27 protein-coding genes are annotated in these 25929 nt (G+C 59.7%); 16 read left to right on the top strand and 11 right to left on the bottom strand.

The features are described 5' to 3' along the window. Positions 1–5 precede the first annotated feature (5 nt). From IM271_RS03065 to hycI, 4 genes are read left to right on the top strand one after another with little or no spacing between them, the layout of a single operon-like run. Positions 6–548 carry a formate hydrogenlyase complex iron-sulfur subunit gene (locus tag IM271_RS03065; RefSeq protein WP_193052154.1) on the top strand — a complete coding sequence of 181 codons (543 nt, stop codon included), beginning with the start codon at positions 6–8 and terminating at the stop codon, positions 546–548. Further along, positions 548–1315 (top strand): NADH-quinone oxidoreductase subunit B family protein, encoded by a 768-nt coding sequence (locus IM271_RS03060; RefSeq protein ID WP_047367500.1) that lies wholly within the window; start codon positions 548–550, stop codon positions 1313–1315. The genes IM271_RS03065 and IM271_RS03060 overlap by 1 nt, the downstream gene beginning before the upstream one ends. Next, positions 1312–1722: a formate hydrogenlyase maturation HycH family protein gene (locus tag IM271_RS03055; protein ID WP_059358065.1), complete on the top strand. Its 411-nt coding sequence runs from the start codon at positions 1312–1314 to the stop codon at positions 1720–1722. Before IM271_RS03060 ends, IM271_RS03055 begins: the two co-directional genes overlap by 4 nt. Then, the gene (gene hycI, locus IM271_RS03050) at positions 1715–2170 is read left to right on the top strand and encodes a hydrogenase maturation peptidase HycI (protein WP_193052153.1); all 456 of its coding nucleotides are present in this window, start codon (positions 1715–1717) and stop codon (positions 2168–2170) included. Before IM271_RS03055 ends, hycI begins: the two co-directional genes overlap by 8 nt. 79 nt (positions 2171–2249) lie before the next feature. Here the strand turns inward: hycI and IM271_RS03045 are convergent, their stop codons facing one another. Both IM271_RS03045 and ascF read right to left on the bottom strand, forming a co-directional pair. Continuing rightward, positions 2250–3674, bottom strand: coding sequence for a 6-phospho-beta-glucosidase (locus IM271_RS03045; RefSeq protein ID WP_193052152.1), 1425 nt, complete (start codon positions 3672–3674; stop codon positions 2250–2252). An 18-nt stretch (positions 3675–3692) separates the two neighbouring features. After that, complete coding sequence (gene ascF / locus IM271_RS03040) at positions 3693–5144, bottom strand: PTS cellobiose/arbutin/salicin transporter subunit IIBC (protein ID WP_193052151.1); 1452 nt, start codon at positions 5142–5144, stop codon at positions 3693–3695. Positions 5145–5357: 213 nt separating this feature from the next. Here ascF and IM271_RS03035 point away from each other — a divergent pair, with 213 nt between their 5' ends. From IM271_RS03035 to IM271_RS03020, 4 genes are all read left to right on the top strand, one after another. Further along, a complete protein-coding gene (locus IM271_RS03035; protein ID WP_032644912.1) occupies positions 5358–6371 on the top strand; it encodes a LacI family DNA-binding transcriptional regulator in 1014 nt (337 codons plus the stop codon). Positions 6372–6504: 133 nt separating this feature from the next. Next, complete coding sequence (gene hydN, locus IM271_RS03030; RefSeq protein WP_008499565.1) at positions 6505–7050, top strand: electron transport protein HydN; 546 nt, start codon at positions 6505–6507, stop codon at positions 7048–7050. Between the two features lie 6 nt (positions 7051–7056). After that, entirely contained in the window at positions 7057–9273 is a 2217-nt protein-coding gene (hypF, locus tag IM271_RS03025) for a carbamoyltransferase HypF (RefSeq protein WP_193052150.1), read from the top strand. A gap of 1 nt (position 9274) precedes the next feature. Further along, positions 9275–10297: a HoxN/HupN/NixA family nickel/cobalt transporter gene (locus IM271_RS03020; protein WP_045261259.1), complete on the top strand. Its 1023-nt coding sequence runs from the start codon at positions 9275–9277 to the stop codon at positions 10295–10297. A 90-nt stretch (positions 10298–10387) separates the two neighbouring features. On the opposite strand, the gene norW is transcribed toward IM271_RS03020, so the two are convergent. Further along, complete coding sequence (gene norW / locus IM271_RS03015; protein WP_193052149.1) at positions 10388–11521, bottom strand: NADH:flavorubredoxin reductase NorW; 1134 nt, start codon at positions 11519–11521, stop codon at positions 10388–10390. Continuing rightward, complete coding sequence (gene norV, locus IM271_RS03010; RefSeq protein ID WP_193052148.1) at positions 11518–12960, bottom strand: anaerobic nitric oxide reductase flavorubredoxin; 1443 nt, start codon at positions 12958–12960, stop codon at positions 11518–11520. The genes norW and norV overlap by 4 nt, the downstream gene beginning before the upstream one ends. 187 nt (positions 12961–13147) lie before the next feature. Here norV and norR point away from each other — a divergent pair, with 187 nt between their 5' ends. Continuing rightward, complete coding sequence (gene norR, locus IM271_RS03005; protein WP_048960108.1) at positions 13148–14662, top strand: nitric oxide reductase transcriptional regulator NorR; 1515 nt, start codon at positions 13148–13150, stop codon at positions 14660–14662. Here norR and gutQ read toward each other — a convergent pair. The 7 genes from gutQ to srlA all read right to left on the bottom strand — a co-directional run bounded on the left by gutQ (position 14659) and on the right by srlA (position 19569). After that, on the bottom strand, positions 14659–15624 hold the full coding sequence (gene gutQ / locus IM271_RS03000) for an arabinose-5-phosphate isomerase GutQ (protein WP_041908497.1): 966 nt from the start codon (positions 15622–15624) through the stop codon (positions 14659–14661). The genes norR and gutQ overlap by 4 nt on opposite strands. Beyond that, positions 15617–16390 (bottom strand): DNA-binding transcriptional repressor, encoded by a 774-nt coding sequence (locus tag IM271_RS02995; protein ID WP_010434430.1) that lies wholly within the window; start codon positions 16388–16390, stop codon positions 15617–15619. The genes gutQ and IM271_RS02995 overlap by 8 nt, the downstream gene beginning before the upstream one ends. Positions 16391–16453: 63 nt before the next feature. Beyond that, positions 16454–16813, bottom strand: a complete 360-nt coding sequence (gene gutM / locus IM271_RS02990) for a transcriptional regulator GutM (protein WP_028014197.1) — start codon at positions 16811–16813, stop codon at positions 16454–16456. A 67-nt stretch (positions 16814–16880) separates the two neighbouring features. After that, positions 16881–17660, bottom strand: a complete 780-nt coding sequence (srlD, locus tag IM271_RS02985; protein ID WP_023294411.1) for a sorbitol-6-phosphate dehydrogenase — start codon at positions 17658–17660, stop codon at positions 16881–16883. Positions 17661–17674: 14 nt separating this feature from the next. Next, positions 17675–18037, bottom strand: coding sequence for a PTS glucitol/sorbitol transporter subunit IIA (srlB, locus tag IM271_RS02980; protein ID WP_041908503.1), 363 nt, complete (start codon positions 18035–18037; stop codon positions 17675–17677). A gap of 12 nt (positions 18038–18049) precedes the next feature. Next, positions 18050–19009, bottom strand: coding sequence for a PTS glucitol/sorbitol transporter subunit IIB (locus tag IM271_RS02975; RefSeq protein ID WP_045261264.1), 960 nt, complete (start codon positions 19007–19009; stop codon positions 18050–18052). Then, entirely contained in the window at positions 19006–19569 is a 564-nt protein-coding gene (srlA, locus tag IM271_RS02970; RefSeq protein WP_003862164.1) for a PTS glucitol/sorbitol transporter subunit IIC, read from the bottom strand. The genes IM271_RS02975 and srlA overlap by 4 nt, the downstream gene beginning before the upstream one ends. Before the next feature lie 253 nt (positions 19570–19822). Between srlA and mltB the strand changes: the two genes are divergently transcribed. The 7 genes from mltB (at position 19823) to recX (ending at position 25928) form a co-directional block, all read left to right on the top strand. Beyond that, entirely contained in the window at positions 19823–20923 is a 1101-nt protein-coding gene (gene mltB / locus IM271_RS02965; RefSeq protein ID WP_168733281.1) for a lytic murein transglycosylase B, read from the top strand. A gap of 257 nt (positions 20924–21180) precedes the next feature. Beyond that, positions 21181–21834 (top strand): metal ABC transporter ATP-binding protein, encoded by a 654-nt coding sequence (locus IM271_RS02960; RefSeq protein WP_193052147.1) that lies wholly within the window; start codon positions 21181–21183, stop codon positions 21832–21834. Further along, positions 21831–22691 carry a metal ABC transporter permease gene (locus IM271_RS02955; protein ID WP_193052146.1) on the top strand — a complete coding sequence of 287 codons (861 nt, stop codon included), beginning with the start codon at positions 21831–21833 and terminating at the stop codon, positions 22689–22691. Before IM271_RS02960 ends, IM271_RS02955 begins: the two co-directional genes overlap by 4 nt. Positions 22692–22705: 14 nt before the next feature. After that, positions 22706–23584 carry a metal ABC transporter substrate-binding protein gene (locus IM271_RS02950; protein WP_028014191.1) on the top strand — a complete coding sequence of 293 codons (879 nt, stop codon included), beginning with the start codon at positions 22706–22708 and terminating at the stop codon, positions 23582–23584. A 129-nt stretch (positions 23585–23713) separates the two neighbouring features. Beyond that, positions 23714–24211 (top strand): nicotinamide-nucleotide amidase, encoded by a 498-nt coding sequence (pncC, locus tag IM271_RS02945; protein WP_028014190.1) that lies wholly within the window; start codon positions 23714–23716, stop codon positions 24209–24211. A gap of 89 nt (positions 24212–24300) precedes the next feature. After that, positions 24301–25359, top strand: coding sequence for a recombinase RecA (recA, locus tag IM271_RS02940; RefSeq protein WP_028014189.1), 1059 nt, complete (start codon positions 24301–24303; stop codon positions 25357–25359). 68 nt (positions 25360–25427) lie between these two features. Next, positions 25428–25928 (top strand): recombination regulator RecX, encoded by a 501-nt coding sequence (gene recX / locus IM271_RS02935; protein ID WP_061097291.1) that lies wholly within the window; start codon positions 25428–25430, stop codon positions 25926–25928. The last annotated feature ends 1 nt before the right edge of the window (position 25929 follow it).

The following is a 25929-nucleotide window of genomic DNA, read 5'->3' as shown; positions in this document are numbered from 1 at the left end:
ACGCCATGTTTACCTTTATCAAAAAAGTGATCAAAACCGGCGCGCAGACCAGCAGCTATCCGCTGGAGCCGATCCCGGTGGATAAAAACTTTCGCGGCAAGCCGGAGCACAACCCGCAGCAGTGCATCGGCTGCGCGGCCTGCGTCAACGCCTGCCCGTCGAACGCCTTAACGGTGGAAACGGATCTTAAAACCGGCGAGCTGGCCTGGCAGTTTAACCTCGGGCGCTGCATCTTCTGCGGCCGCTGCGAGGAGGTCTGCCCGACGGTCGCCATTCGACTTTCCCAGGAGTACGAGCTGGCGGTGTGGAAAAAAGAGGATTTTCTCCAGCAGTCGCGCTTCGCGCTGTGCAATTGCCGCGTCTGCAAGCGTCCGTTCGCCGTGCAAAAAGAGATCGACTACGCCATCGCGCTGCTGCAGCACAACGGCGACGCCCGCGCGGAGCATCACCGCGAAAGCTTCGAAACCTGCCCGGAGTGCAAACGTCAGAAGTGCCTGCTGCCGTCCAACCGCATTGATATTACCCGCCATATGAGAGAGGCCAACTGATGGAAAACTTACTCGGCCCGCGCGACGATAACGGCATTCCGGTGCCGCTGACGGTGGAGGAGTCCATCGCCAGCATGAAGGCGTCGCTACTGAAAAAAATCAAACGCTCGGCTTACGTCTACCGCGTGGACTGCGGCGGCTGCAACGGCTGTGAGATCGAGATCTTCGCCACCCTGTCGCCGCTATTTGACGCCGAGCGCTTCGGCATCAAAGTGGTACCGTCCCCGCGTCATGCGGACATTCTGCTGTTTACCGGGGCGGTGACCCGCGCCATGCGATCGCCCGCGCTGCGCGCCTGGCAGTCCGCGCCGGATCCGAAAATCTGCATCTCCTACGGCGCCTGCGGCAACAGCGGCGGCATCTTCCACGATCTTTACTGCGTCTGGGGCGGCACCGACAAAATCGTGCCGGTGGATGTCTATATTCCGGGCTGCCCGCCGACGCCCGCCGCCACGCTGTACGGCTTTGCGATGGCGCTCGGCCTGCTGGAGCAGAAGATCCACGCCCGCGCCCCTGGCGATATCGACAACCAGCCCGCGGCCATTCTGCATCCGGACATGGTGCAGCCGCTGCGCGTGAAGGTGGACCGCACGGCGCGCAGGCTGGCGGGCTATCGCTACGGGCGTCAGATTGCCGACGATTACCTGCGCCTGCTGAGCCAGGGCGACCATCAGGTGGCGCGCTGGCTGGAGGCGGAAAACGATCCGCGTCTCAATGAGATCGTGGCAAACCTGAACAGCATTGTGGATGAGGCGCGTATCCGATGAGTGAAACGGTGGTGTTCAGCCAGCTGAGCCGTAAGTTTATTGATGAGAACGATGCCACGCCGGATGCGGCGCAGCAGGTGGTCTATTACAGCCTGGCGATTGGGCACCACCTCGGGGTGATCGACTGTCTGGAGGCGGCGCTCAGCTGCCCGTGGACGGAATACCTGGCGTGGATCGCCACGCTGGAGGAGGGCAGCACCGCGCGGCGCAAGATGGAGGGCGTACCGAAGTATGGCGAGATCGTCATCGACGCCAACCATATCACGATGCTCGCCAACGCCTTTGACGCCGCGCTCGGCAGGCAAACCCCGGCGCAGCAGGCGTGGAGCAAAACGCTGCTCGGCATGCTGCACGATATTCATCAGGAGAGCGCCATCTACCTGATGGTGAGGAGATTACGTGACTGACGTTTTACTGTGTGTCGGCAACAGCATGATGGGCGACGACGGCGCGGGCCCGCTGCTGGCGGAGATGTGCGCCGCGAACCCGCAGGGCGACTGGGTGGTGATTGACGGCGGCAGCGCGCCGGAAAACGATGTAGTCGCCATTCGCGAGCTGAGTCCGGAGAGGCTGTTGATTGTCGATGCCACCGATATGGGGCTGAACCCGGGCGAAATCCGCCTGATTGATCCGGACGACATCGCCGAGATGTTTATGATGACCACCCACAATATGCCGCTGAACTACCTGGTCGATCAGATTAAAGACGACGTGGGCGAGGTGCTGTTTTTAGGGATCCAGCCGGACATAGTCGGGTTTTATTACCCGATGACGCCGCCGGTGAAAGATGCGGTGGAAGAGGTTTATTCGCGGCTGGCAGGGTGGGTTGGGGATGGAGGGTTTTCTCCGCTCTGAGCAGTGCCGGGTGGCGGCTACGCCTTACCCGGCCTACAAAACCGTAGGCCCGGTAAGCGCAGCGCCACCGGGCAACAGGCTACGCCAGATCCGCCCCGTTACTCGCAATCACCTTCTTATACCACCAGAACGACTTCTTGCGCTTTCTCTCCAGCGTGCCGTTCCCGGCGTCGTCGCGGTCAACGTACACAAACCCGTAGCGCTTGCTCATCTCGCCCGTTGAGGCCGACACCAGGTCGATGCAGCCCCAGGTGGTGTAGCCCATCAGCGGCACGCCGTCCTCAATCGCATCGCCCATCGCGCGGATATGCTCGCGCAGATAGCTGATGCGGTAGTCGTCGTTAATCTCGCCGTTTTCATCAACGACATCTTTCGCTCCCAGGCCGTTTTCCACCAGGAACAGCGGCTTCTGGTAGCGGTCGTACATCATGTTCATGGTGATACGCAGGCCGAGCGGATCGATGCCCCAGCCCCACTCGCTTACCTGAATATGCGGGTTACGCAGGGACTTCACGATGTTCGCCGCGCTGGTGTTGCCCGCGTTCATGTCCGCCGACGCGCAGCGCGAGGCGTAATAGCTGAACGAGACAAAATCGACGGTGTTTTTCAGCAGTTCGTCGTCGCCGGGATCTTTCACAATCACAACGCCTTTTTCGCGGAACACGCGGGCAGAGTAGGCCGGATAGCTGCCGCGCGCCTGCACGTCGATAAAGAACAGGTTCTCGCGGTCTTTTTCCAGCGCCATCCACACGTCTTCCGGCTTGCAGGAGTACGGGTAGAAGTTACCGCCCGCCAGCATGCAGCCGACCAGGTTTTCCGGGTTCACCTCGTGAGCAATTTTGGTCGCCAGAGCGCTCGCCACCAGTTCGTGGTGTGCGGCCTGGTATTTCACCTGATCCTCGTTTTCACCTTCCTCAAACACCAGCCCCGCGCCGGAGAACGGGCTGTGCAGCATGATGTTGATTTCGTTGAAGGTCAGCCAGTATTTCACCAGCCCGTTAAATTCCTCGAAGCAGGTGCGGGCGTAGCGGGCGAAGAAATCGACCATCTTACGGTTGCGCCAGGAGCCGTACTCCGTCACCAGGTGCATCGGCACGTCGAAGTGGCAGAGCGTTACCAGCGGCTCAATGTTGTACTTTTTACACTCCTCGAACACCTCGCGGTAGAAGGCGATGCCCTCTTTATTTGGCAGCGGCTCGTCGCCGTTCGGATAGAGGCGGCTCCAGGCAATCGAGGTGCGGAACACCGTAAAGCCCATCTCCGCCATCAGGGCGATGTCCTCTTTATAGCGATGGTAAAAATCAATCGCCTCGTGGCTCGGGTAAAACTCATCGTCACGCAGCGAAAAACGCTTTTCCTTACCCAGCTTCACCGCCAGGCGGTTCGCGCCGTGGGGGATCATATCGACCGTCGTCAGTCCTTTGCCGCCTTCACGGTAAGCACCTTCACTCTGGTTGGCGGCAAGCGCGCCGCCCCATAAAAATCCTTGTGGAAAAACAGACATTCTTACCTCGCTTTCAATTTATGCTTTTGCTGCGTTGTTCTGTACCGGTGCGGTCTGCAGGGCGCGCGCTTTTTCAGCCTCGTCTTCGACCGGAATATCCTCAAACCCTAACAGCAGGGTCAGAACAAATGACAGCACCACGGCCAGCCCCATTACGCCAAACACCCAGACGATGGTCATTGGGTTGGCCGGGTCGAAGAACTGCACGCTGGTAAACAGCCCCGGCGCCGCCATCGAGTGGCTGGCAAGGCCTGCCATACCCGCCACCGCGCCGCAGATAAAGCCGCTGATCAGGCTCGCAATCAGCGGACGCTTCAGGCGTACCGCTACGCCGTACAGGGCCGGTTCAGAGATCCCCGCCATGATGGCGGAGGCCGCCGCGGCCAGCGCCGTCTGGCGCAGTTCCGGGTTTTTCGTTTTCCATGCCACCGCCAGCGACGAGCCGCCGAGCGACAGGTTGGCGCCGATTTCTGACGGCATCACCATTCCTTCTTTGCCCGTTTCGGCAATGGTCTGAATGATTGTCGGCGTAAACACGCGGTGCATCCCGGTCATCACAAGCAGCGGCCACAGTGCGCCCATGATGGCGACGGAGAGCCAGCCCAGGTAGCCGTGAATGGTGTAAACCAGCGCGGAGATGGCGCTACCGATCCAGATCCCCAGCGGGCCAATCAGCACGATGGCGAGCGGGGCGGCAATCAGCACGATCAGCATCGGCTTGAGGAAGTTTTTGGTCACCGCCGGGGTGATGCGATCCACCCAGCGTTCGATATACGACAGGCACCAGGTCATCACCAGCGCCGGGATCACCGTATAGGTGTATTTCACCGCCGTCACCGGGATAAAGGCGAACTCAACGTGCTCGCCCTGCGCGGCTTTCGCCATCAGCTCGATAAAGCTCGGGTGCACCAGCACGCCCGCGATGGCAATCGCCAGCGACATGTTGGTTTTAAACTTCACCGCCGCCGAGGCCGCCACCATCAGCGGCAGGAAGAAGAACGCCCCGTCGCCAATGACCGTCAAAATGGTGAGCGTCGGCGCGCCTTTTTCCAGCACGCCAGTCATTTCGAGGATCATCGCCAGCAGCTTGACCATCGAACCGCCGATGATCGCCGGGATCAGCGGCGACATGGTGCCGATCAGCGCGTCGAGGATCCCGGCGCCAATGCGGCGTAACGTCAGCTTCTGCGGGCCTTCCGGTACCACGGGCTGCAGGTCAACGGGCAGCAGGCTCACTACTTCGCGGTACGCCTGTGAAACCGTGTTGCCAATAATCACCTGGCACTGGTTGTCGTTACGCACCACGCCAAGCACGCCGCTGATCCTTTTCAGGCGCGCAACGTCGGTAAGATTTTCGTCTTTCAGAACGAAACGCAGGCGCGTCATGCAGTGGGTGACGGCGACGATGTTCTCTTTGCCGCCCAGCGCGCTGATAACGTCGTTTGCCAGCGCAGCGTAGTTTTTGGCCATCGGATCTGTTCCTGTTATCGTTGTGTGAAATGTAGGAAACCGGTTCCACATAATCATCATGAGTTTCTTTTGTTGAAACAAGACCGTTTTTTGGACATTTTTTCTTTTCGTGATGAAGATCGCAGTGGGGTGTAGAAAGCGTGACGTCGTCGCTGCGACAATTTTTTCGCGGTGCAGTACACTGCCCGCATGAGTTTCGGATGGAAGAACAATATGACCACGATGCTGGAAGTGGCGAAGCGGGCAGGCGTATCGAAAGCGACGGTCTCCCGGGTGTTGTCGGGCAACGGCTACGTTAGTCAGGAGACCAAAGACCGGGTTTTTCAGGCCATTGAAGAGAGCGGCTATCGCCCGAACTTGCTGGCGCGAAACCTGGCGACCAAACGCACCCAGACGCTTGGGCTGGTAGTGACCAACACCCTGTATCACGGCGTCTACTTTAGCGAGCTGCTGTTTAACGCCGCGCGGATGACGGAAGAAAAAGGGCGGCAGCTGATCCTCGCCGACGGCAAGCACAGCGCCGAAGAAGAGCGCGAGGCGATCCAGTATCTGCTGGATATGCGCTGCGATGCGGTAATTATCTACCCGCGTTTTCTGAGCGTGGAAGAGCTGGACGAGCTCGTCGAGAAATGCGAGCAGCCGATTATGGTGCTTAACCGCCGCCTGCGGAAAAACAGCAGCCACAGCGTCTGGTCCGATCATAAAGCCTCGTGTCAGGACGCGGTGTCGCAGCTGATTGCGAAAGGGCACCGGGAGATTGCCTTTATCACCGGTTCGCTGGATTCCCCCACCGGGGTTGAGCGTCTTTCCGGTTACAGGGATGCGCTGGCGCAGCACGGTATTGCAGCGCGTGACGCGCTTATCGCCGAAGGGAAGTGGAACCCGGCCAGCGGCGCGGCGGCGGTCACTCAACTCCTCTCCCGCGGCGAACCGTTTACCGCGCTGGTGGCGAGCAACGACGATATGGCGATCGGTGCCATCAAGCAGCTGCACGACAGCGGCGTCGCCACCCCGGACGCGGTGTCCGTTATCGGCTTTGACGACGTGGCGATTGCGCCCTACATCGTGCCGTCGCTCTCCAGCGTGCGTATTCCGGTGACGGCGATGATCCAGGAGATCGTCAGTCGCCTGATTTTCATGCTCGACGGCGGAGAGTTCAAATATCAGCAAACCTTTTCTGGCGAGCTTGTCCTGCGCGACTCCGTTACCGATGGCCCGCACCGCTGACGTCGACATCTGTCATCGTCACTAATGACGATGACAGAAACGCTGCGTTTTTATTATTCTTAAAAATCAGTACGTTAAATATTGGCACGGTTTATGAATAGCTTCGCGCATAACAGTTATGCCGGAGAAGCAGATGAACCGTTTTATTATGGCCGATGCCAGCAAGTGCATTGGTTGCCGTACCTGTGAAGTGGCGTGCGTGGTTTCCCATCAGGCGGAGCAGGATTGCGCCTCTCTCACTCCCGATACCTTCCTGCCGCGCATTCACGTCATTAAAGGTGTGAATATTTCCACCGCCGCCATCTGTCGCCAGTGCGAAGATGCGCCGTGCGCGAACGTCTGCCCGAACGGGGCGATTAAGCGCGAGAAGGGCTTTGTGCACGTGATGCAGGAGCGCTGCATCGGCTGCAAAACCTGCGTGGTGGCCTGTCCGTATGGCGCGATGGAGGTGGTTGTCCGCCCGGTGGTGCGCAACAGCGGCATGGGGCTGAGCGTGCGGGCGGAGAAAGCCGAAGCCAATAAATGCGATCTTTGCTATCACCGCGAAGCCGGCCCGGCCTGTATGGAGGCCTGCCCGACGCACGCGCTGGTCTGCGTGGATCGTGACAAGCTTGAGCAGATGAGCGCAGAAAAACGCCGTCGCGCGGCGTTCGACACCTCGTCATCGCTGCTGTTTTAAGCTGCGATGAGCGTTAACGGCGTACTGCTTCGGGTGCGCGGCAAAGTGCAGGGCGTGGGGTTTCGGCCCTTCGTCTGGCAGCTGGCGCACCGGCTGAAGCTTGTGGGTGATGTCTGCAACGACGGAGAGGGTGTCCTGGTGCGTCTCGCGGGTAATGGGGGGGACTTTACCGCGAGGCTGCATCAGGACTGCCCACCGCTGGCGCGCATCGATCGCGTTGAAACGCAGCCGTTCACCTGGGCGGACATGCCTGAGGACTTTACCATCCGCCACAGCGAGCGCGGGGCGATGGATACGCAAATCGTGCCGGATGCCGCCACCTGCCCGGCGTGTCTGGCTGAAATGCGCGATCCCCGCGAGCGCCGCTATCGTTACCCGTTTATCAACTGCACCCACTGCGGGCCGCGGTTTACCATTATCCGCGCCATGCCGTACGACCGTCCGGCCACGTCGATGGCCGCATTCCCGCTCTGCGCGCCGTGCGAAACTGAGTACCGCAACCCGGCCGACCGCCGCTTTCACGCCCAGCCGGTGGCCTGCCCGGACTGCGGGCCGCAGCTGGAATGGCAAGCCGGAGACACTATTGCCACTCGCGAATCGGCCTTAAACGCGGCGGTGAAGAGGCTGAAAAACGGCGGGATCGTGGCGGTTAAAGGGCTGGGGGGATTTCATCTGGTCTGCGACGCGCTTAACCCGCAGGCAGTGGCGACGCTGCGGGCACGCAAGCAGCGCCCGACGAAGCCGCTGGCGGTGATGCTACCGGATGCGGACGATCTGCCGGAGACGATACAGACGCTGTTACGCTCGCCAGCGGCACCGATCGTGCTGACGCCGAAAGCTTCGCTTCCCGCGTTTCCCGAGGAAATTGCCCCAGGGCTCGACTGCGTAGGCGTGATGCTGCCCGCGAACCCGCTCCAGCATCTTTTGCTGATGGACTGCCGGCGCCCGCTGGTGATGACCTCCGGCAACCTCAGTGGCAGGCCGCCTGCCGTCACCAACGCGCAGGCGCTGGAGGATCTCAGCGGCATCGCGGACGGCTTCCTGCTGCACAACCGCGACATCCTGCAGCGCATGGATGATTCGGTGATGGATCGGGATGGCGCTATCCTGCGTCGCGCCCGGGGTTTTGTGCCCGATGCCGTCACGTTGCCCGCGGGTTTTGAGAATATCCCCGCCATGCTGTGCACCGGTGCAGAGATGAAAAACACCTTCTGCCTGGTGCGCGGCAACCAGGCGGTGGTGAGCCAGCACTTTGGCGATCTGAGCGACGAGGGCGTAGAGGCGCAGTGGCGCAGCGCGCTCTCGACGATGCAGGACATCTACGCTTTCCAGCCTGATAAGCTGGTGTGCGATGCCCATCCGGGGTATCGCGCGCACCGGTGGGCGCAGGAGCAGGCGCTGCTCGTCGAAACCGTGCTGCATCATCACGCTCACGCGGCGGCGTGCCTGGCGGAGAACGGCTGGCCGCTCGGCGGCGGAGACGCTATCGCTCTGACGCTGGACGGGATCGGCATGGGCGAGAACGGCGCGCTGTGGGGCGGAGAGTGCCTGCGGGTGAACTATCTCGACTGCGAACGGCTCGGCGGCCTGCCTGCCGTGGCGCTGCCGGGCGGCGATCTGGCGGCAAAGCAGCCGTGGCGTAATCTGCTCGCCCACTGCCTGGCGTTTGTCCCGGACTGGCAACGCTACCCGGAAACGCGAGCGGTTCAGCGCCACAGCTGGCCGCTGCTGGCAACGGCGATCCAGCGTGGCATCAACGCGCCGCAGGCGTCGTCCTGCGGTCGTTTGTTTGACGCGGTCGCCTGCGCGCTGGGCATTGACGCGCAGCGCTACGAAGGCGAGGCAGCGTGCAGGCTGGAGGCGCTGGCATCGCAGTGCGCGGGCGTTGACCATCCGGTGATTGTGGAAGCAAATAACCTTGCGCTGTTCTGGCAGCAGTGGCTGAACTGGCAGGCGGAGCCCTGCGAGCGCGCGTGGGCGTTTCACGACGCGCTGGCAAAAGGGCTGGCTCAGCTCGCCGCGCGCCATGCCCGACGCTTATCGATTTCGACAATCTGCTTCAGCGGCGGTGTGTTGCACAACCGCCTGCTGCGCGCGCGCCTGCGTCATTATCTTTCTGACTTTACGCTTCTTTTTCCTTCGCGCCTGCCCGCAGGTGACGGAGCGATCTCCTTCGGGCAGGCGGTGATTGCCGCTGCCCGGTCATGTTCAAAAAGGATTTAAAATGTTACGACTGTTACGCAACGAACCTCGCGCCGCGCTTCTGCTGCTGGCTCTGGTAATGGCAAACCTGCTGGCCTGGGGATGGGCATGGCACTCTTTTAGCGGCAGCACGGCGCTGATGGCCGCCAGCCTGCTGGCGTGGTGCTACGGGCTGCGCCATGCGGTGGATGCCGACCACATCGCGGCCATTGATACCGTGACGCGTAAGATGATGCAGCAAGGCAAACGCCCGTGCGGGGTGGGGGCGTGGTTCTCGCTGGGGCACTCCACCATCGTGGTGCTGGCCTCCATTGCCATCGCCGCCACCGCCACGGCGTTTCAGAAAAACATGGAATGGTTCCACGAAACCGGCAGCCTGATTGGCACTGCGGTATCCGCCACCTTCCTGCTGGCGATGGCGCTGGTGAATATGGTGATCCTGCGCGGCGTCTGGCGCAGTTTCCAGGCGCTGAAAAAGGGCCAGACGGTGCAGGGTGACGTCACGCTGCCTGCCCAGGGGGGCGTTATGAACTGGCTGTTCGGTAAAACCTTCCGCCTCGTCAATAAAAGCTGGCAGATGTATCTGGTGGGTTTCCTGTTTGGCCTCGGTTTCGACACGGCCACCGAAATTGGCGTGCTGGGGATCTCCGCCGCCAGCGCCTCCAGCGGGATGTCCGTGTGGTCAATCATGATCTTCCCGGCGCTCTTCGCCAGCGGCATGGCGCTGGTGGATACGCTCGATAACCTGCTGATGGTCGGTGCCTACGGCTGGGCGTTTGATAAACCGCAGCGCAAGCTCTACTACAACATGACCATCACCGGCACCTCCGTGGTGGTGGCGCTGTTTATCGGCGGGCTGGAAGCGCTGGGCCTGCTGATGGATAAATTTGCCCTCAGCGGCGGCATCTGGGATCTGATCGGCGCGGTAAATGACAACCTGGGCAACGCCGGGTTTGTGGTTGTCGGGCTGTTCGTTGCCTGCTGGCTCATCTCCATGGCCAACTATCGCTGGCGCGGCTACGACGCGCTGGTGGTGCGTTCCTGAACTCCCCACCCTGTTTTACCCGGCGGCGCTACGCTTGCGCGGGTCTGCATGTAGGCCGGGTAAGCGGAGCGCTACCCGGCAATACGAGGGTTAAGCTGGTAGCGATTTCAGCAGGGCGAAGGCCTCCTTCATCCGGTCTTCGCTGACGACAAAGGCGCGTATCTGACCGTCAGCATCGGTGCCGCGCGCCACCATGCCCTGCGGCGAAAGGGCAATCTGCCAGTCCAGATCCTGACGCTGCGTTTCACCTGCAAGATGCAGCGGCAATTCCGGCGTTTTGACCTTTACCAGCATGGCGGGTAATTTCAGCGGCTCGCTGCCACCGAGCAGGTTTTTTGCCAGATACATGGCGCTTAATTGTATCGGCTGCAGGAAGGGCAGCACCTGGCCGTTAATTTCCGCGCAGTCGCCCAGGGCATAAATATCCGGCCGCGTGGTTTGCAGGTAGCTATTTACCTTCACGCCGCGGTTTATTTCAGCCCCTGCGCGATGCGCCAGCGCGGTTTCCGGGCGCAGGCCCGTCGCGGCAACCACCGCATCCACTTCTACGCTGCGGCTTCGGTCGAGCGTGGCACGGATACCGCCTTCGGTTTTGCTCAGGCTTTGTAGCTGCGATTTCAGCAGCAGATGCACGCCCATATCGGTCAGACGATGCTGTAAGCGACTGCTTACTTCTGCCGGCATCAGCGCCGACAGAATGCTCGCTGCGTGGTCAACCAGGGTCACGGATTTTCCCGCCCGACAGAAGTCCATCGCCAGCTCGGTGCCGATCAGCCCGCCGCCGACAATCATCACTCTGGCGGCATCGCGTAGCCGGGTTTCGCTGGCCTGATACTCCTGCTGGCTGTTGAGGGTAATCATCAGCTCGCGGCCTTCAACCGGCGGCACAAACGCAGATGCCCCGGTCGCCAGCACCAGCCTGTCGTACTGCCAGGTTTTCTCTTTCGCTTTTACCACGTGGGCGTCGGCATCGATATCGGTGACCCAGGTGTACGGAAACAGACGCAGGTTGAACTGCTCCGCGAACTCCCCCGCCGTCTGGCGGGTGAGGTCATCGGCGCGCTGATTCTGGCTAATGACGTGGCTTAAATCAGGCTTGTTGTACTCGTCCATGCTGTCGGCGGCGATCAGCGTCAACGGCACGTTTGCATCCTGTTTGCGGATATTTTTCACCAGCTGGCGGGCAGCAAAGCCCGAGCCGATGATAACGATGCCGTTGCTCATTTTGCCTCCGTTGCCAGTTCATCAAAGACGTCTTTGCCGAGGGAGCATTCCGGGCAGAGGAAGTTGTCCGGCACCTCGCTCCACGGCGTGCCCGGGGCAACATCCTGCAGCGGTTCGCCAAGCTCAGGATCGTAGATCCACTGGCAGACGCTGCACTGCATGCGCGGACCGAGATCGGCGCTGGCTGCCGCAGAACAGGTTTGTGGCTGTTCCGCAGGTTTTGCGGTGACTTCAGGAAGCGGGGCGAGCGCCCACTGACGGGCGATGTCGCGGCCATGCTGGCGGCAGATTTCCAGCGCGTCGATATCCGGACGCCATTTCGCCTTCAGGCTCATGGACATCTCAAAACCCGCATCCTGTAAACGGGTGGAAAGACGGTCTACCGCGCCGCCGCTCCAGCCGTGTGAACCAAAGGCGCTGGCGCGTTTGTTACGAAAGCGCAGGCCGGTCATCTCTTCCACCAGGCCGGCAATCTTCGGCATCATCACGTTATTCATGGTGGAGGTACCCACCAGCACGCCCTTGGAGCGGAAGACGTTGGTCAATACCTCGTTCTTATCGCTGCGCGCCACGTTGAAGATTTTCACCGCCACGTTCGGATCAACTTCATTGATACCCTGGGCAATCGCGTCCGCCATCATGCGGGTGTTGTTGGACATGGTGTCGTAGAAGATAGTGATGCGGTCTTCCTGGTAATCCGCGGCCCATTTCAGGTACAGCTCGACGATCTGGGTGGGGTTTTCACGCCACACCACGCCGTGGGAGGTCGCAATCATATCTACCGGCAGGTTGAAGCCAAGGATCTCGGTGATTTTTGGCGTGACCAGACGGCTGAACGGAGTCAGGATATTGGCGTAGTAGCGCTGGCACTGTTCGAACAGCTCGGTCTGATCCACTTCATCATTAAACAGGCGTTCGTCGCAGTAGTGCTGACCGAAGGCGTCGTTGCTGAACAGCACCGCGTCGCCGGTCATGTAGGTCATCATGCTGTCCGGCCAGTGCAGCATCGGGGTTTCGACGAAGATCAGCTGCTTGCCGTTGCCGATATCCAGCGTGTCGCCGGTTTTTACGGTGTGGAAGTTCCACTCCGGATGATGGTGGTGGCCGTTAATTGAATCAATGGCGTTGGTGGTGCAGTAGATTGGGGTATCCGGAATGTGGGACATCAGTTCGGTCAGCGCCCCGGCGTGGTCCTCTTCCGCATGGTTGATGATGATGTAGTCGATGTCATTCAGGTCGATTTCACCGCGCAGGTTCTGCACGAACTCACGGCTGAATTTGTGATCGACGGTATCGATCAGAACGTTTTTACCTTCGCGGATGAGATAGCTGTTGTAGCTGCTGCCGCGCAGCGTTTTGTATTCCGTCCCGTGGAAATCGCGCACTTCCCAGTCACGTTGACCCACCCAATGAATGTTTTTTTTAACCAGAATAGACATAGCAACCTCAACTTAATACAGCGTTTTTAAAGAAGATGGTTTGCTTATATCAAGTTGCATGCCAACTTTTTAAACTATTGATATTCAATGGGATGTGATTTAATGCCCCGTAATGAGTAGTCATTATGACTATCCTAAAAAGAGTCAATATGACATTATGTATTGTCAAAATGACAGTGAGGCAGACATGAGCTTTTCCGTAGACGTCCTGGCGAAGATCGCCATTGAGCTGCAAACCGGTATCGGCCATCAGGACCGCTTTCAGCGCCTGATCTCCACGCTGCGCCACGTGCTGGATTGCGATGCGTCGGCGCTGCTGCGTTACGAAGGGCGGCAGTTTATTCCGCTGGCTATCGACGGCCTGGCGAAGGACGTACTCGGGCGGCGCTTTACGCTGGAGGGCCACCCGCGTCTGGAAACCATTGCCCGCGCGGGCGACGTGGTGCGTTTCCCGGCAGACAGCGATCTGCCCGATCCGTACGACGGCCTGATTCCGGGGCAGGAGAGCCTGAAGGTGCACGCCTGTATTGGCCTGCCGCTGTTCGCCGGGCAGAATTTGATTGGCGCATTAACCCTCGACGGGATGTCGCCGGATCAGTTCGACACCTTCAGCGACGAAGAGCTACGGCTGATTGCCGCGCTGGCCGCCGGGGCGCTGAACAATGCACTGCTGATAGAGCAGCTGGAGAGCCAGAATATTCTTCCCGGCAGCCCGGCGGCGTTTGAGCAGGTGGCGCATACGGAGATGATCGGCCTTTCGCCCGGCATGGCGCAGCTCAAAAAAGAGATTGAGATTGTTGCCGCGTCCGATCTGAACGTGCTGATCTTCGGAGAGACCGGTACCGGTAAGGAGCTGGTGGCGAAGTCCATCCACGAAGCTTCGCCGCGCGCGGTCAACCCGCTGGTGTACCTCAACTGCGCCGCGCTGCCGGAAAGCGTGGCGGAGAGCGAGCTGTTCGGTCACGTCAAAGGGGCGTTTACCGGGGCCATCAGCAACCGCAGCGGCAAGTTTGAAATGGCCGATAACGGCACGCTGTTTCTTGATGAGATTGGCGAGCTTTCCCTTTCACTGCAGGCCAAGCTGCTGCGCGTATTGCAGTACGGCGACATCCAGCGCGTGGGGGATGACCGCAGCCTGCGGGTGGACGTGCGGGTCCTTGCTGCGACCAACCGGGATCTGCGCGAAGCGGTGCTGGCCGGGCAGTTCCGAGCCGACCTGTTCCATCGGCTGAGCGTGTTCCCGCTGTCCGTGCCGCCGCTGCGTGAGCGCGGAGACGACGTGGTGCTGCTGGCGGGTTATTTCTGCGAACAGTGCCGTCTCAAAATGGGGCTGTCCCGCGTGGTGCTTAGCCCGGGGGCGAGAGCGCATCTGCTCAGCTACGGTTGGCCGGGCAACGTGCGCGAGCTGGAGCATGCGATTCACCGCGCGGTGGTGCTGGCGAGGGCGACGCGCTCGGGGGATGAAGTGGTGATTCATGCGCGCCATTTTGCGCTGCATGAGGAAAATGCTCCGACCGTGAAGCCTGCTGTGCCTGAGAGCGCAATCGAAAACCTGCGCGAAGCGACGGAAGAGTTTCAGCGTCAGATGATTACCCGCGCGCTGGAGCAGAATAACCGCAGCTGGGCGGCGTGCGCGCGGGCGCTGGAGATGGACGTCGCCAACCTGCACCGGCTGGCGAAGCGTCTTGGGCTGAAGGGTTAAATAATCCCGGCCTGGTAGAAGTCCTGCAGGTTGATAGCGCCGCACAGCCTGCCGTGCTCGTCCACCACCGGTGCGGCGGTGATTTTGCGCTTCATCAGCACCTCTTTGGCTTCAATGGCGCGGCTGTCGGCGTTGAGCGTCAGCCCGCCTTTGGTCATGGCGTCAGACACGTTTGTTTCCAGCCTGCCGCCGCCCACCAGCCAGCGGCGCAGGTCGCCGTCGGTGAAGACGCCCTTCACGTTTCCGCCGTCATCGCATACCGCCACCAGCCCCAGACCGGTGCGGCTCAGCTCCAGCATCGCGTCCATCACGCTGGTATCGAGTTTGACCTGCGGAATGGCATCGTCAGTGCGCATCAGATGGTGAACCTTGTTGAGCAGTCGCGCGCCGAGCGCACCTGCCGGATGCGAACGGGCAAAATCTTCCTCATTGAATCCGCGCGCCTGCATTACCGCCATCGCCAGCGCGTCGCCCATCATCAGGGTGTTAACGGTGCTGGAGGTCGGGGCGAGGTGCATCGGGCAGGCTTCACGCTCAACGGAAATATCCAGCGTCGCTTTGGCGGCCAGCGCCAGCGGCGAGCGGGGTTTCCCGGTCATCGCCAGCAGGGCGACCGATTTTTCCTGCAGGCGCGGAATAATCAGATCCAGCTCTTTGGCCGAACCGGAGTAAGAGATAAACAGCATCACGTCGCGGCTTTCGATCATCCCGAGATCGCCGTGCAGCGCCTCTGCCGGATGCACGAAGAACGCCGGGGTACCGGTGCTGGCGAGCGTCGCGGCAATCTTCTTGCCGATATGGCCGGATTTACCGATGCCCGCCACAATCACTTTGCCTTCGCAGTGGATAATGGTATTGGCGGCGCGGACAAAATCCTCGCCCAGACGTTCCGGCAGGCGGCTGGCTTCCTGCAGCTCCAGCATCAGCGTCTGGCGGCCCGTTTCTAACAGAAAATCACTCATCTCTTTCTCCGGTTACGATCACGTCGATCCCTTTCTCTTCCAGCGCTTTTTTGAACGCCGGATCGATACCCGCGTCGGTAATCAGCTTATCAACGCTTTCGAGGCTACAGACAATATTGGGGCTTTTGCGGCCAAACTTCGACGAGTCGGCCATTAAAATCACTTCCCGCGCGGCGTTGCACATGGCTTTGCTGACGCTGAACACCTCGTTAAACGTTGTGACGCCTGCGTTAAGGTCGATGCCGTCCGTGCCCATAAACAGTTTATCGAAGCTGAAGTGGTCGAAAGCGTTCTCCGCCAGCTGGCCGTGAAAGGACGCCGATTTTTTGCGGAAGGTGCCGCCGGGCATCAGGATGGTCTGCTCGCTGTCGAACTCGGACAGCGCGTTGACGATGTGCAGGCTGTTGGTCATCACCGTGATGTTGTTAAAGCGGCTGAGCAGGGGGATCATCTGCAGGACGGTACTGCCTGCGTCGAGGATGATGGAATCGCCGTCCTGGATAAATTTGACGGCGGCTTCGGCAATCAGCGCTTTCTGGTGAGTATTGATCAGCGTTTTGTGATCGATTGGCGGGTCCGCTTCGTCCTTGTTGAGCACCACGCCGCCATAGGTGCGAATAACGGCGCCAGAGTTTTCGAGCAATACCAGGTCCTTGCGTATTGTCGTGCCGGTGGTGTCAAAGTAGTGGGCCAGATCCTCTACCGAGCATTTTCCCTGCTTTTGTAGATGCTCGAGAATGGCCGCCTGCCGCTGACGTGGTTTCATAGGCGCTTCGTTCCTTAGGTTGCGAAATGATAATTTCGCAAGTCTATAACTTTCACAACGAAATTATCCATGTTTCAGATTGAGCGCTAATGATAGTGCATTCTGACAGAGTGGATCATGGGGAAAGATCACATCAGGCTGCAATTCCTGTAACAAGAGGCCGTTGATTGCCTGGATTTTGGCCGGACGGGCAAATACCGTCATGCCACGCATGAGGAGGGAATCGCACACCCGGTCGTGCTCGTCCAGTGCTACGGCGACGACCACGCGCGGTTTAAAGCGTCCGCCGGAACGCCCGACGCCGACGCGGCCCTTCTGACACAGCGCATCAAACGCGCGGTTAAACTGGTGGATCTGCCAGCCGCCAAACGCCATCTGGCACAGCCAGGCGAGGGCGGCGACGGTGATGAGTGCGGTTACCATATCGACTCCTTGTTTTGTTCCCTCTCCCGGTGGGAGAGGGTTAGGGTGAGGGCATCAGGCCGCTCGATCAGAACATCACCTGCCCACCGGTCACGTTAATCGACTGCCCGGTGCAGTACGACGCTTTCGGACTGGCGTAAAACAGCAGCATGTTCAGCACGTCCTGATAGTCACACCCGCGCTTCAGCGGCACTTTATCGATGTAGTACTGCTCCACTTCCTCAGCCTTGATGCCGAGCTTGGTGGCGTACTGCGGCAGCAGGGACTGGAACATCGGCGATTTCAGCAGGTTGCCCAGCATCAGCGAGTGCACGGTAATCCCGTATTCGGCCAGATCCAACGCCAGGGACTGCGTCAGCCCCACGCCGCCAAACTTCGCCGCGCTGTACCCGGAGTTGTGCTTGCTGCCCACTTTCCCGGATTTTGAGTTGATCTGAATGATGCGTCCCTGAATGCCGTCGCGGATCATCAGGCGGGAAAACTCGCGGGCGCAAAGGAAATAGCCCACCAGATTCACCTGCAGCGAACGGTCAAAATCCCCCAGCTCGAAATCGCTGATAAACGCCGCTTTCGCAATTCCCGCGCTGTAGACCAGCAGATCGGTGCGCCCAAAAATCTCGTCCACGCCGCGGGCCAGCGCCATCACGCTCTGCTCGCTGGTGGCGTCGGCACCAAACCCGTATGCCATCCCTTCGCCAAACTCGGTGTTAATGGTGTCCGCCACGCGGGCGGCTTTTTCACTCTGAATGTCCACTACCGCCACGCGGTAGCCCTCTGCGGCAAGCCCACGGCAGAGGAACTCGCCTAAGGTTTGTCCCCCACCAATGACAACGGCAACCTGACTCATGTGACTCTCCTTAATTACGCAACAAATTTTAACGTGCAGCCTGGGGTGACAGACTGCGGAACCGGGCCATCCACGTGAACCGTACCGGGGTATTCCGCCTGCGGCTGGCCGTCGAAGCGCAGGGTGATGTGGCCGAGCTCGCGCAGGTTTTGTTCGGCCACGTCGCCGACGGCGGTGACGGCATAGCGCGCCTCGCCCAGCTCCAGCTGGCTTCCGGCCTTCAGCTCGCCGTTCAGTTCGCCGTGGCAGTGGATAAAGCAAAACTCTTCGATATCCGCCGGAGCGCCTTCGCGGAAGGTGATCAGCATCTGGTCGCTCAGCGCGTCCGCTGCGCTCTGGCCGATGCGGGTAATGGTGGTCTGGTAAATGACGTTCATTGCAGGAACCTCTTATTGATAGATAAAGCCGGAGACAAACCAGGCGATCAGCACCGTCGGCGCGCCCGTCAGGAAGCGGCTCACCAGCACGGACGGCACGCCCACGCGCACGGTGTCCTGGCGCGCTTCGGCCAGCGACAGCCCCACGGGGATGAAGTCGCACGCCGCCTGGGCGTTAATGGCAAACAGGGCGGGCAGGGCGAGGTGCGGGGGAATGTTGCCCAGACCAATCTGCACCCCTATCAGCACGCCGATGACCTGGGCAATCACCGCGCCCGGGCCGAGGAACGGCGACAGCAGCGGGAAGGAGCAGATCAGCGCCAGCGTCACCAGCCCGAGCGGGTGGCTGGCGAGCGGGGCGAGGCCGTGGGCAATCCAGTCGCCCAGACCGGACGCCATGATGATGCCGATCAGCGCCGAGACGAACGCCATAAACGGCAGAATCGTTTTCAGCACCGTATCGATAGTGTCGCGCCCGGACTGGAACAGCACCGCCACGGCGGAGCCCATGCCCATCCCGACCTTTGCCAGCAGGCCGTCGCTCTGCTCGGTGATCTTCTTGCTGGTGTCGTACTCGCGCGGGGCTGCTTTTTGCGGCGCGGCAGTGCCATTCACCAGAGTGATGTTGTCCTCCTTCACGCCCGAGACATAAATGTCCTCAAGGATGTACTGCGCCAGCGGGCCGGATTTCCCGGTGGAGTGAATATTCACCGTCGGAATGCGGCGCTTCGGATAGATGCCGCAGCGCAGCGTGCCGCCGCAGTCAATCACCGCCACGCCGATGTCCGCTTCCGGCGGCTCGCCCTCTTTAAAGCCGTCAACCGCTTCCCAGCCGGTCAGCTCGCGCAGCTTGTCGACAATCGCCGGGCGCGTGCCCGCGGTGATGTAGACGATCTTTTTGCCTTCGGTGGCGTCGAACTCCAGCGGGCCGCCCCAGCCGCCCGTGCCTTTCTCAATGCGGATCCGGTTCATGCTGTCGCTCCTGAAAGATGGACCTTCTGTTCAAGCTGGATGCCCATTTTTTTCTCGAAAATAGCGGTGGTGAGGTCAGTCACCCAGCCGCGGAAGAAGTTGGTCACCAGGCCAACCAGCAGGTAGCTCACCGCCAGCGGGCCGAGCGGCAGGCCAAGCGTGGTCAGGCCGCTGGCGATCCCGAGGTAGACAAACAGCTCTCCGGGGTTGATGTGCGGGAACAGGCCGTTCATCGAGTGGCAGCTGTAGGAGGCGGCGGCGTAGTAGCTCGGCTTGTACTTTTCCGGCATAAAGCGGCCGAGGCTTAAGGTCATCGGGTTACAGAAAACAAAGGTGCCGATGAATGGCAATATCAGGTAGCGGGACAGCGGGTTACCGGCGCAGCGCTGGGCAAAGCGTTCGATGCGCTGCTGGCCGATAAAGTTGATCAGCGCGTTCATGATCACCAGCAGGCTGATCAGCAGGGGCAGGATCCCGGTCACCATGCCGGTGAACACTTCTCCGCCTTTCTGAAACAGCCCGATGAACCACTCGGCGCCGTGGGTGATGGTCTCTATCATTCTTCTCTCCTGTGGGGCTTTTTTGTTTTTGTATAACTGCGGCTAATAATAATCACTTTGAAAGGTTTTAAAGTGTTAGTTAGATCTCACAATGAAAGAAAAATGTATTATTTTGAAAGTTAATTGATGAGGTGAATGATTTTCGGTGGAAAAAAGCGCGGATTTGCGTTGTGGAGGCGCGTACCGCTTCCTTGAGGTGTTGCGGATGCTTTACCATACTGGGTTCTTATCGAACCCGTTAAATGGATGTCTCATGTTCAAGCGTCGTTATGCAGCGCTGTTGCCTGCGCTTATCCTGCTGTCTGCCTGTAGCAGCAAACCTAAGACCGAAGCCGTTCAGCAAACGGCGGGCGCGCCTTCCGGGGGATTCCTGCTGGAGCCGCAGCACAATATGATGCAGATGGGAGGCGACTTCGCGAATAACCCGGCGGCCGAGCAGTTCATCGATAAAATGGTGAGCAAACACGGTTTCGACCGCCAGCAGCTGCATGAAATTTTGTCTCAGGCGAAGCGTCTGGACTACGTTCTGCGCCTGATGGACAGGCAGGCACCATCCGCCCAGGTGCCGAGCGGGCCGAACGGCGCATGGCTGCGCTACCGCAAACAGTTTATTACCCCGGACAACGTGCAAAACGGCGTGGCGTTCTGGAACCAGTATGAAGATGCGCTCAACCGCGCGTGGCAGGTTTACGGCGTGCCGCCGGAAATCATCGTCGGGATTATCGGTGTAGAGACCCGCTGGGGGCGCGTGATGGGCAAAACCCGCATCCTCGACGCACTGGCGACGCTCTCCTTTAACTACCCGCGCCGCGCGGAGTATTTCTCTTCCGAGCTGGAAACCTTCCTGCTGATGGCGCGCAACGAGCAGGACGATCCGCTCGATCTGAAAGGGTCATTTGCCGGCGCGATGGGCTACGGCCAGTTTATGCCGTCCTCCTATAAGCAGTATGCCGTCGACTTTAACGGGGATGGTCACATTAACCTGTGGGATCCGGTGGATGCCATCGGCAGCGTGGCGAACTACTTCAAAGCGCACGGCTGGACGCCGGGCGGCCAGGTTGCCGTGCAGGCGAACGGCGAAGCGTTTGGTCTGGAAAACGGCTTTAAAACCAAATACAGCGTTGCGCAGCTGACGGCGGCAGGCTTAACGCCAACCCAGCCGCTGGGCAACGTTGACCAGGTGAGCCTGCTGCGTCTGGACGTGGGAACCGGCTACCAGTACTGGTACGGCATGCCGAACTTCTACACCATCACCCGCTACAACCATAGCACCCACTATGCGATGGCGGTGTGGCAACTGGGGCTGGCGGTATCGCAGGCTCGCGTCCCGGCGGCGTCGCCGTTTAGTCAGTAACTCGCCTTTTTCCGCCCTCTCCCTGTGGGAGAGGGCACCCGCGCGCACCTCTTTCCCGCAGAAACATTTCGCCACACTCCCATTTCATTCCCGCCGTTTACATCTTCATCGCCTTTCATTATTGTTATGTTATAACATTATTTTTGAGTTGAAATATCCATGTCCCTGTTTTCTCTCTCATCCCCGGTTCGGCTGCTGCTGGCGATGGTGCTCATTCTTTTTCTCGGGCTGGCCGTGCGCTGGGCGGTGGCGCTGCCATGATCGTGATGAACGCACTGGTTGCGGGCTACGACCGCCAGCCCGTCACGCGTCCGCTTTCGGGCTTGATTGAACGCGGCAGCATGACCGCGATTATCGGCGCCAACGGCTGCGGCAAATCCACGCTGCTGAAAACCCTCGCCAGATTTATTCCGCCCGTCAGCGGCAGATTTCACTGGCAGGGTAGACGACCGGTAATCGGATGGCTGGCGCAGCGTCACGCGCTGGAAGCGCAATTTCCGCTGACCGTCCAGGACGTGGTGAGCATGGGCTGCTGGCCCGGAATTTCGCTTTTCGCCGGTTTTCGTCGCGAAGCGCGTCTGCGCATTAGTGGTGCACTTGAGCGCGTGGGGCTGGAGTCGATGGCGCTCTCCACCATTGATGAACTCTCCGGCGGCCAGTTTCAGCGCATGCTTTTTGCCCGCGTGTTAGTACAGCAGGCGCCGCTGGTGATGCTCGACGAGCCCTTCACCGGCGTTGATGAAGCGACCTGCAACGTGCTGATGGACCTGATGCTGGAGATGTATATGCAGGGGCAAACGCTGCTCGCGGTACTGCACGACAGCGAGCGCGTGGCGCGCCACTTCCCGCAGACGCTGCGGCTGGATACTGACGCCCCCCAGTGGAAAACCGAACGGGTGAGGGTGGCATGATCTGGCACACATTCTTCCAGCCGTTTATCGAATTCGGCTTTATGCGCCGCGCGCTGGTGGTTTGCCTGGCGCTCTCCGTCAGCACCACCGCGCTCGGCGTGTTTCTTCAGCTGCGCCGGATGAGCCTGATGGGCGATGCGCTTTCTCACGCCATTTTGCCCGGCGTCGCCGTGGGGTATTTGCTCAGCGGGATGTCGCTGTTGGCTATGACCGTCGGCGGGTTTATCGCCGGGATTGCCGTTGCGCTGGTGGCCGGGCTGGTCAGCCGCCGCACGCCGCTGAAAGAGGATGCCAGCTTTGCCGGTTTTTACCTGGGGTCACTGGCGCTGGGCGTCACGCTGGTATCTCTGCGCGGCTCGAATGTCGATTTGCTGCATCTGCTGTTTGGCTCAATCCTCGCGGTGGACAACGACGCCGCGCTGTTTGTGACCGGCGTGTGCATCTTCACCCTTATCACGCTGGCCCTTTTTTACCGCGGGCTGGTGACGGAGGCGTTTGACACCGCCTGGCTGCAGGTGAATGCCCGCTGGCTACCAGGCTTATTGCACGGTCTGTTTCTGGCGCTGCTGGTCCTGAACCTGGTGGCCGGTTTTCAGGTGCTCGGCACGCTGATGGCCGTCGGGCTGATGATGCTCCCGGCGGTGGCGGCGCGCTGTTGGGTACGCACCTTACCTGGATTACTCCTGATGGCCGGTATCAGCGGTATTTTCTGCGCGTGGCTGGGGCTAAGCCTCTCCTGGGCGGCAAGTTTACCCGCGGGGCCATCTATTGTGCTGACCGCCAGCGCGCTGTTCTTTATTTCCGTTTTATTTGGCACGCGCAGCAGGCTGTCTGGCAGCCTGCGGGCGCTTTTTTAACGCAAGGGGAAACGATGAAAAGTACAGGATTAATCATGGCGCTGGCGCTGGGGATGATGTCGCATAGCGTGATGGCGAAAACGCTGAATGTGGTCACCAGCTTTTCGATACTGGGGGATATCGCGCAGGAGGTGGGGGGCGATCGTGTAAACGTGACGACGTTGGTGGGGCCGGACGGCGATCCCCATACCTTCGAACCGTCGCCTAAGGACAGCGCAGCGCTGAGCAAGGCTGACGTGGTCGTGGTCAACGGTTTAGGGCTGGAAGGCTGGCTCGACCGCCTGGTGAAAGCCTCCGGGTTCAAAGGCCAGCTGGTCGTTGCCTCAAACGGGGTGAAAACCCACACGCTTGAGGAAGATGGAAAGACCGTGACCGATCCGCACGCCTGGAACAGCGCGGCGAACGGTGCGCTGTATGCGCAAAATATTCTGAACGGGCTGGTGAAAGCCGATCCGGAAGACAAAGCGGCGCTGGAGGCTTCAGGAAAACCATACATTGCGCAACTGACCCAACTGGACAGCTGGGCCAAAACGCGCTTTAGCCAGATCCCGCAGGAAAAGCGCAAAGTGCTGACCAGCCATGACGCGTTTGGTTATTTTGGCCGCGCTTACGGCGTAACCTTCATGGCACCTCAAGGACTCTCTTCAGAGAGCGAGGCCAGCGCGTCGCAGGTGGCGGAGATTATCAAGCAGATTAAAGCCGACGGCGTGAAAACGTGGTTTATGGAAAACCAGCTCGACCCGCGTCTGGTGAAGCAGATTGCGTCGGCGACGGGCGCACAGCCGGGCGGCGAACTTTACCCGGAAGCCTTGTCGGCAAAAGGTGGAGCAGCAGACACCTACGTTAAGGCGTTTCGCCATAATGTCGATACGCTTGCGAACAGCATGAAATAATATTTTTACAGCCGGTGCGCCCGCACCGGCTTTTTTCTGAAGCCCCCTCGTAAAACCTGAAGCGCATCCCCATATCTGACGAGAAAGTGCTATCTTGTGCTGCACGTTTTTCTCAAGCCTGGAGCAAGAATGACTGACCATGAATTGATGCAGCTAAGCGAGATCGTTGGCCTTGCCCTGAAGCAGCGTGGCGCGACTATTACCACCGCGGAATCCTGCACCGGCGGCTGGGTGGCGAAAGCGATTACCGATATCGCCGGCAGTTCCGCCTGGTTTGAACGTGGCTTTGTGACCTACAGTAACGAAGCTAAGGCGCAGATGATTGGCGTGCGCGAAGCCACGCTGGAACAGCATGGCGCGGTCAGCGAACCGGTTGTCATTGAAATGGCCATTGGCGCGCTGAAAGAGGCGCGGGCAGATTACGCCATTTCCATCAGCGGCATCGCTGGGCCGGACGGCGGCAGCGACGTGAAGCCTGTCGGCACCGTCTGGTTCGGGTTTGCCACGTCCAAAGGGGAAGGGATCACCCGCCGGGAGTGCTTCAGCGGCGATCGCGAAAGCGTGCGTCGTCAGGCTACCGTTTATGCGTTAAAAACGCTCTGGCAACAATTTCTACAAAATACTTGATACTGTATGACTATACAGTATAATTGCACCAACAGAACAGAAGTCCATGGTGAAGCGCAGTTGCTTCTCCCGGCATGACAGGAGTAATAATGGCTATCGACGAAAACAAACAGAAAGCGTTGGCGGCAGCACTGGGCCAGATCGAAAAGCAATTCGGTAAAGGCTCCATCATGCGCCTGGGTGAAGACCGTTCCATGGATGTGGAAACTATCTCCACCGGTTCGCTTTCTCTGGATATCGCACTGGGCGCGGGCGGTTTGCCGATGGGGCGTATCGTAGAAATCTACGGTCCGGAATCCTCAGGTAAAACGACGCTGACCCTGCAGGTTGTTGCAGCGGCGCAGCGCGAAGGTAAAACCTGTGCGTTTATCGATGCCGAGCACGCGCTGGACCCGGTCTATGCCCGTAAGCTGGGCGTTGATATCGACAACCTGCTGTGTTCCCAGCCGGACACCGGCGAGCAGGCGCTGGAAATTTGTGACGCGCTGGCACGTTCCGGTGCGGTTGACGTGATCATCGTCGACTCCGTTGCGGCGCTGACGCCAAAAGCGGAAATCGAAGGTGAAATCGGTGACTCTCACATGGGCCTCGCGGCACGTATGATGAGCCAGGCGATGCGTAAGCTGGCCGGTAACCTGAAGCAGTCCAATACGCTGCTGATCTTCATCAACCAGATCCGTATGAAAATTGGTGTGATGTTCGGTAACCCGGAAACCACCACCGGTGGTAACGCCCTGAAATTCTACGCCTCTGTCCGTCTGGATATCCGCCGTATCGGCGCGGTGAAAGAGGGCGAGAACGTGGTGGGTAGCGAAACCCGCGTGAAGGTTGTGAAGAACAAAATCGCAGCACCGTTCAAACAGGCTGAATTCCAGATCCTCTACGGCGAAGGTATCAACTTCCTCGGCGAACTGGTTGACCTGGGCGTGAAAGAGAAGCTGATTGAAAAAGCGGGCGCCTGGTACAGCTACAACGGTGACAAGATTGGTCAGGGTAAAGCGAATGCTATCTCCTGGCTGAAAGAGAACCCGGCTGCGGCGAAAGAGATTGAGAAGAAGGTGCGTGAGCTTCTGCTGAACAACCAGGACTCCAAACCTGATTTCGTGGTGGATGCCGCGGATGCTGAAGAAACCAACGAAGACTTTTAAGTCTCTCGTGTAAAAATGAAGGGCTGCTGACGCGGCCCTTTTTGCATTTCTGATTCTGCAGGTTTTTTATGAGTGAACCGACATCACGCCGACCCGCCTACGCGCGCTTGCTGGATCGTGCGGTACGCATTCTCGCCGTGCGCGACCACAGTGAACAGGAGCTGCGGCGGAAGCTGTCAGCGCCCGTCATGAGCAAAAACGGGCCGGAGGAGATTGATGCCACTGCGGAAGACTACGACCGCGTGGTGGCCTGGTGCTATGAGCATCATTACCTGGACGATGACCGGTTTGCCTCGCGTTTTCTCGCCAGCCGTGGTCGCAAAGGGTATGGGCCCGCGCGCATCCGCCAGGAGCTGAACCAGAAAGGGGTAGCCAGGGAGTCCATCGAAAAAGCGATGCGCGAAAGCGACATCGACTGGTGCGAACTGGCAAAAGAGCAGGCGATTCGTAAGTACGGCGAACCGCTGCCGCGTGAATTTTCAGAAAAAGTCAAAATCCAGCGCTTTTTGCTCTACCGCGGCTTTCTGATGGAAGATATTCAGGATATCTGGCGTAATTTTGCCGATTGAA

The organism is Enterobacter cloacae complex sp. I3 (assembly GCF_014896175.1).
Taxonomy (GTDB): domain Bacteria; phylum Pseudomonadota; class Gammaproteobacteria; order Enterobacterales; family Enterobacteriaceae; genus Enterobacter; species Enterobacter bugandensis.
This window is presented reverse-complemented; position numbering and strand designations above follow the sequence as displayed.

Excerpts from the sequence above, each read along its gene's own strand:
- srlB (WP_041908503.1), bottom strand. The coding sequence starts at position 18,037 with ATGAACGTCATTTACCAGACCACCATTACCCGCATCGGCCAGAGCGCA.
- gutQ (WP_041908497.1), bottom strand. The coding sequence starts at position 15,624 with ATGAGTGATTTTCTGTTAGAAACGGGCCGCCAGACGCTGATGCTGGAG.
- IM271_RS02975 (WP_045261264.1), bottom strand. The coding sequence starts at position 19,009 with ATGAACCGGATCCGCATTGAGAAAGGCACGGGCGGCTGGGGCGGCCCG.
- ascF (WP_193052151.1), bottom strand. The coding sequence starts at position 5,144 with ATGGCCAAAAACTACGCTGCGCTGGCAAACGACGTTATCAGCGCGCTG.
- hydN (WP_008499565.1), top strand. The coding sequence starts at position 6,505 with ATGAACCGTTTTATTATGGCCGATGCCAGCAAGTGCATTGGTTGCCGT.
- recA (WP_028014189.1), top strand. The coding sequence starts at position 24,301 with ATGGCTATCGACGAAAACAAACAGAAAGCGTTGGCGGCAGCACTGGGC.
- mltB (WP_168733281.1), top strand. The coding sequence starts at position 19,823 with ATGTTCAAGCGTCGTTATGCAGCGCTGTTGCCTGCGCTTATCCTGCTG.
- srlA (WP_003862164.1), bottom strand. The coding sequence starts at position 19,569 with ATGATAGAGACCATCACCCACGGCGCCGAGTGGTTCATCGGGCTGTTT.
- IM271_RS02955 (WP_193052146.1), top strand. The coding sequence starts at position 21,831 with ATGATCTGGCACACATTCTTCCAGCCGTTTATCGAATTCGGCTTTATG.
- norR (WP_048960108.1), top strand. The coding sequence starts at position 13,148 with ATGAGCTTTTCCGTAGACGTCCTGGCGAAGATCGCCATTGAGCTGCAA.
- IM271_RS02995 (WP_010434430.1), bottom strand. The coding sequence starts at position 16,390 with ATGAAACCACGTCAGCGGCAGGCGGCCATTCTCGAGCATCTACAAAAG.
- hypF (WP_193052150.1), top strand. The coding sequence starts at position 7,057 with ATGAGCGTTAACGGCGTACTGCTTCGGGTGCGCGGCAAAGTGCAGGGC.
- IM271_RS03060 (WP_047367500.1), top strand. The coding sequence starts at position 548 with ATGGAAAACTTACTCGGCCCGCGCGACGATAACGGCATTCCGGTGCCG.
- IM271_RS03045 (WP_193052152.1), bottom strand. The coding sequence starts at position 3,674 with ATGTCTGTTTTTCCACAAGGATTTTTATGGGGCGGCGCGCTTGCCGCC.
- IM271_RS03065 (WP_193052154.1), top strand. The coding sequence starts at position 6 with ATGTTTACCTTTATCAAAAAAGTGATCAAAACCGGCGCGCAGACCAGC.
- IM271_RS03020 (WP_045261259.1), top strand. The coding sequence starts at position 9,275 with ATGTTACGACTGTTACGCAACGAACCTCGCGCCGCGCTTCTGCTGCTG.
- IM271_RS03055 (WP_059358065.1), top strand. The coding sequence starts at position 1,312 with ATGAGTGAAACGGTGGTGTTCAGCCAGCTGAGCCGTAAGTTTATTGAT.
- pncC (WP_028014190.1), top strand. The coding sequence starts at position 23,714 with ATGACTGACCATGAATTGATGCAGCTAAGCGAGATCGTTGGCCTTGCC.
- norW (WP_193052149.1), bottom strand. The coding sequence starts at position 11,521 with ATGAGCAACGGCATCGTTATCATCGGCTCGGGCTTTGCTGCCCGCCAG.
- norV (WP_193052148.1), bottom strand. The coding sequence starts at position 12,960 with ATGTCTATTCTGGTTAAAAAAAACATTCATTGGGTGGGTCAACGTGAC.
- gutM (WP_028014197.1), bottom strand. The coding sequence starts at position 16,813 with ATGGTAACCGCACTCATCACCGTCGCCGCCCTCGCCTGGCTGTGCCAG.
- srlD (WP_023294411.1), bottom strand. The coding sequence starts at position 17,660 with ATGAGTCAGGTTGCCGTTGTCATTGGTGGGGGACAAACCTTAGGCGAG.
- IM271_RS02950 (WP_028014191.1), top strand. The coding sequence starts at position 22,706 with ATGAAAAGTACAGGATTAATCATGGCGCTGGCGCTGGGGATGATGTCG.
- recX (WP_061097291.1), top strand. The coding sequence starts at position 25,428 with ATGAGTGAACCGACATCACGCCGACCCGCCTACGCGCGCTTGCTGGAT.
- IM271_RS02960 (WP_193052147.1), top strand. The coding sequence starts at position 21,181 with ATGATCGTGATGAACGCACTGGTTGCGGGCTACGACCGCCAGCCCGTC.
- IM271_RS03035 (WP_032644912.1), top strand. The coding sequence starts at position 5,358 with ATGACCACGATGCTGGAAGTGGCGAAGCGGGCAGGCGTATCGAAAGCG.